Origin of the sequence: Mycobacterium sp. (assembly GCF_052145595.1) — a bacterium.
In the GTDB taxonomy this organism is placed as follows: Bacteria; Actinomycetota; Actinomycetes; order Mycobacteriales; family Mycobacteriaceae; genus Mycobacterium.
The window spans coordinates 1-3,813 of record NZ_JBKQOI010000358.1; the positions used below are offsets into that span (position 1 = coordinate 1).

Here is a 3,813-nt window from a genome sequence, read left to right on the forward strand (position 1 = left end):
GCACACATGATCGCCAGATCGGCCAGGATCCACTCGTATCGCGTGCTCGACGCGATACCGACTCGCTGCTCGGGTTCGATGCCCAGCGCCAGCAGGCCGGCCGCCAGCGTCTCGACGCGGTCCGCGGTCTGCTGCCAGGTCGCCGAGACCCAGTCGCCGGCAACGAGGTAGCGGAAGGCCTCCTTATCCGCCGACTTCTGGACGCGGTCGAGAAACATCGACGCCACATTCGTCGCTGTGGTGGTCGTGGATGTGCGGTCGGCATTGATCGTCATGGGGGTCTTCCCGGCGTTTGTGACTCCCTGCTGCCAATCGGCGGCCGAGGATTAATCACGCATCGTCGCACTTTCCTGCGCCACCGCGACAGGGTCATTCGTCACCTGCGCCACCGAGTCACGGCCACGAAGCTCCGCCGAGGACTGCGCACCACCTGGCCCACGTCGGCGCGTCGGCCGCGGCCACGACCGCTGATTTCCCTGCCTCATCGGCACCTCGCCGCGTGGCGCACCCACCGGCTCGAGATTAGCGGCCAGCGCGACCAGGTCGGCAGCGGGAACATCGGCAAAGACCGCCAATGCGGCGAGTTCGTCGGCGGTGGACGGTAGTCAGAGCGGCCACTCCACCTTGTGCCGAGAACGGTCGATGGGTGCAGCGGTCATCACGCGGATCCCTTGTCCCATGCCATCTGCAATACGGGTACTTGCCAGATCACCGATGTCGGCGGCCGCGAGCAACGCCGACAGCCTGGCGACTTTCGCGCCCGGAGCGCGGCGGCGGCTCACAAATTGATCATCCCCGGTAGAGGGCGGCCACGACGGTGATCCCCGCGCCCACGGAGACGAACAGCGCCGTAGGCCCCACTTTGAGTCGGATCGACTCCAGCGCCACCGCCAGCGCGGCCGTGTGCGCGCCGGCGAGGGCTTGCGAAGGCGACGCGACCCGCGCGGCGGACACCCCCAGCCGCGTCGCCAGTGCGGCGGCGAACCCTGGAACCGACGCCGTCGCGACGAGCAAGTCGACCTCGCCGAGGTCAAGCACGCTCTCCGCCGCCATCTCGCGGACGGTCGACTCGGCGCACTGCAGCGCCTGGTCAGCGTAGGACTCGGCGATCTCGACGGTAAGGACGTTGCGGCCCTGATCGCTGCGCCCCGGCCGGGTGTCCTCCTGCCAGGCCACACTGCTCTGAAACAGCCCGGCGAATTGGGGGAACGTCACGCACCGGAACGCCGTGAACCCCGCGCGGGAGTCGTCCGCGCTCAACAGCACCGCGCCCCCGACCGCGGGAAAGCCGAACCCTTCAGAAACCCCCGGGTCCGGGTCAATGTCGCTCCCGACCACCAACCCCAGCTCGACCGTTCCCGACGCGAGCAGGCCATCGACGAGTTGAATGCCCGACAACATGCCGCACCCCCCGTTGCGGACGTCAAAGGAGAAGGTCCCCTGGCCCGCGCCGGGCCGCTGCTCGGGGTTCGCGCCGATGTCCTCTTGAATCAACGAGGCGACCGCCGGCTCGCTGATGCCCTTGTCGTTGTAGATGCCGGCGTTGATGAGCAGGTCCACCTCCTCCGCCGTCCGCTTCGCGCGCTCCAGACACAAACGGGCGGCCGCATCGGCAAGCCCCAGCGCCCCCAACGACCCGCCCTCCGCGGTCGCGGTCGCCTCAATGATCGTGCCCATACCGCCCCGCCAGCTGATCGACCTTGAAGATCACGATGCCCACCTCCAGACCCGAAGCAAGCGAGAGCAGCAAGACCCTGTCCTGCGGGGCGAAGCGGCCCTCCGACAGATACTTGCGCAGCGCGACGAAATGCGTCGTCGATGCTGTGTTGCCCAACTCATCGACGGTGATCACCACGTGCTTCGGCATTGAACCGAAACGCTCAGAGAACCCCGCCATCGCCTTCTTGATCGCCCGCGCCGAGGTCTGATGTGGGATCAGATAGTCGATCTCATCGAACTTGAGCCCAACCTGATCGAGCACCTCCCGAAGCAGCGGGCCCACGTCCTCGATCGCGACGTTCTGGATCTCGCGGGCATCGGTATGCATCGTTACTCCGGGACCAATCGTGGCCGGGAACGCCACACACAAGCGACTGTGCTCCGAGAGCGTGGTAAACCCCGCCACCTCGATCCCCGCAGCGCCCTCCGGCGCTCGCTCGACAATCGCGGCGGCGCCGGCGTCCCCGAGCGTCAGCCCGGCGAGCTGGTCATCCATCACCGTGCGGATCTCCTGCGCGGCATTGTGCCCAAGCTCTGAGATGTACTCGCCACTGACGACCATTCCCCGCCGGATCCGGCCCTGCCGAACCAGGTCGTTGAGAATGAACACGCCGGTCAGCATCCCCGCACACGCGTTGGAAATGTCGAGGCTGATCGCGCGCTCGGCGCCCAGAGCAGCCTTCAGCGACACGTTCACCGGCGGCTCGAGCTGCACCCGCAGGCCACCGACGTGGCGGCTGATACTCGACACGATCAGCATGTCCAGGTCCGCCGCCGCACAATCCGCGTGCGCCAACGCGTCGCGGGCCGCACCGAGCGCGAGCGTGTAAGAATCCTCGCCCGCGCCGACGATACGTCGCTCGCGGACACCCGTCAGCCGCTCGAGCTCGATATCGGTCCGGTACTTCGTGCTTGCCATCAACTCATCGGTACTCAACCGCCGTTCCGGAAGCGACGCACCGATGGCCGCGAACCGGCTCGTGTATGACCCCGCGCCCGGTGAGCCGTCGGCTCCGCCCTCCAGCGCCATCCAATGCTCGCTACCGCCTACCGACATGGCGCTCCATCCACCCGCTGCTACCAAGCCACGCTAGCCCTGCAGTCGTGCTGCCGTCACGGGGCCGGCCATTTTGTCTGGTAACTGCGTGCCGGACACTCCAGCAAGACCAGGAAGAAGCCCGCAACCACAGGTGAAGTGACCCTCCAGGGCTCGCGGTTCCGCCATCATTGTCGTCAACTTCTTTGGGCGGCAAACCCCGGAACCGACGCCGTCGCGACGGGCAAGTCGACCTCGCCGAAATCAAGCACGCCGGCCGCCACCAACTCGCGGACGGTCGACTCGTCGACTCGGCGCACTCAAGCGCCCAGTCGGCGTAGGACTCGGCGATCTCTACGGTAAGGACGTTCCGCCCCACCGGTAACGGTGGACCGTCTTGGTCTCTACGCCTAGGCCTTCGACGAGTTCGGCCTTCCTGCCCCCGCGGTCGCTGGGCTCTTCCCGTTGGACCGCACGGAGGCGTGCTGCCTCTTGCGTGGCGGGATGCGAGTAGGCACCGGGTCGAACGCGGCGGGATCATCCAGGTACTTGCGGAAGATGCGGGCCATCGTCGCCGCCTGGTAGCCGTCGACGAACCGGTGGTCCAGATTGATCGTCAGGGGCAGCACCGGACGAACCACGGGTTGACCGTCTCGAGCCAACACCTTGTCGGTCACAGCACCCAGCAGGATCGTGACGGGCACGTGGCAGAACGTCGGTACCGGGGCAGAGGCCGAGTCGAGGCCGTAGGTCCCCACGTTGCTGACCAGGACGGAGCCGTACGGGCGGGCCTCGAGCCCGAGGAAGGGAAGGGCCAACTGAAGGCTCTCGGTGACGAATCCGATGCCCTCCATCAGCGGGCGGAGCAGCAACGGCGGCAGCCCCTTGCCCATGGCCTTACTGCTTGAACTGTGGGTCATTGTCATGGCGGATGCGGCCAGCACGATCGGCCAGCTCCTTGGCGATCACCTAGGGCGGCTTTTCATTGACGCGGCGCACAACGGTGCCCGATAGATCGGTGCTGGCTGCCTCGACTCCAGCTACCGGGTCTGTCCGAA

General features: G+C 66.9%; 5 protein-coding genes. All 5 read right to left on the reverse strand.

All coding sequences use genetic code 11. From position 1 onward, the window contains the following. Nucleotides 1-275: AMP-binding protein (locus ACLP4W_RS29425; RefSeq protein WP_442391018.1), on the reverse strand; the 275-nt coding region annotated here is incomplete at its 3' end. Nucleotides 276-789: 514 nt separating this feature from the next. Further along, nucleotides 790-1,677 (reverse strand): 3-oxoacyl-ACP synthase, encoded by an 888-nt coding sequence (locus tag ACLP4W_RS29430; protein WP_442391020.1) that lies wholly within the window; start codon nt 1,675-1,677, stop codon nt 790-792. Continuing rightward, nucleotides 1,661-2,776: a 3-oxoacyl-ACP synthase III family protein gene (locus ACLP4W_RS29435; protein ID WP_442391022.1), complete on the reverse strand. Its 1,116-nt coding sequence runs from the start codon at nt 2,774-2,776 to the stop codon at nt 1,661-1,663. Before ACLP4W_RS29435 ends, ACLP4W_RS29430 begins: the two co-directional genes overlap by 17 nt. A 176-nt stretch (nt 2,777-2,952) precedes the next feature. Further along, nucleotides 2,953-3,075, reverse strand: coding sequence for a hypothetical protein (locus ACLP4W_RS29440; RefSeq protein WP_442391023.1), 123 nt, complete (start codon nt 3,073-3,075; stop codon nt 2,953-2,955). A 90-nt stretch (nt 3,076-3,165) separates the two neighbouring features. After that, complete coding sequence (locus tag ACLP4W_RS29445; RefSeq protein WP_442391025.1) at nt 3,166-3,648, reverse strand: 2-oxo acid dehydrogenase subunit E2; 483 nt, start codon at nt 3,646-3,648, stop codon at nt 3,166-3,168. Nucleotides 3,649-3,813 lie beyond the last annotated feature (165 nt).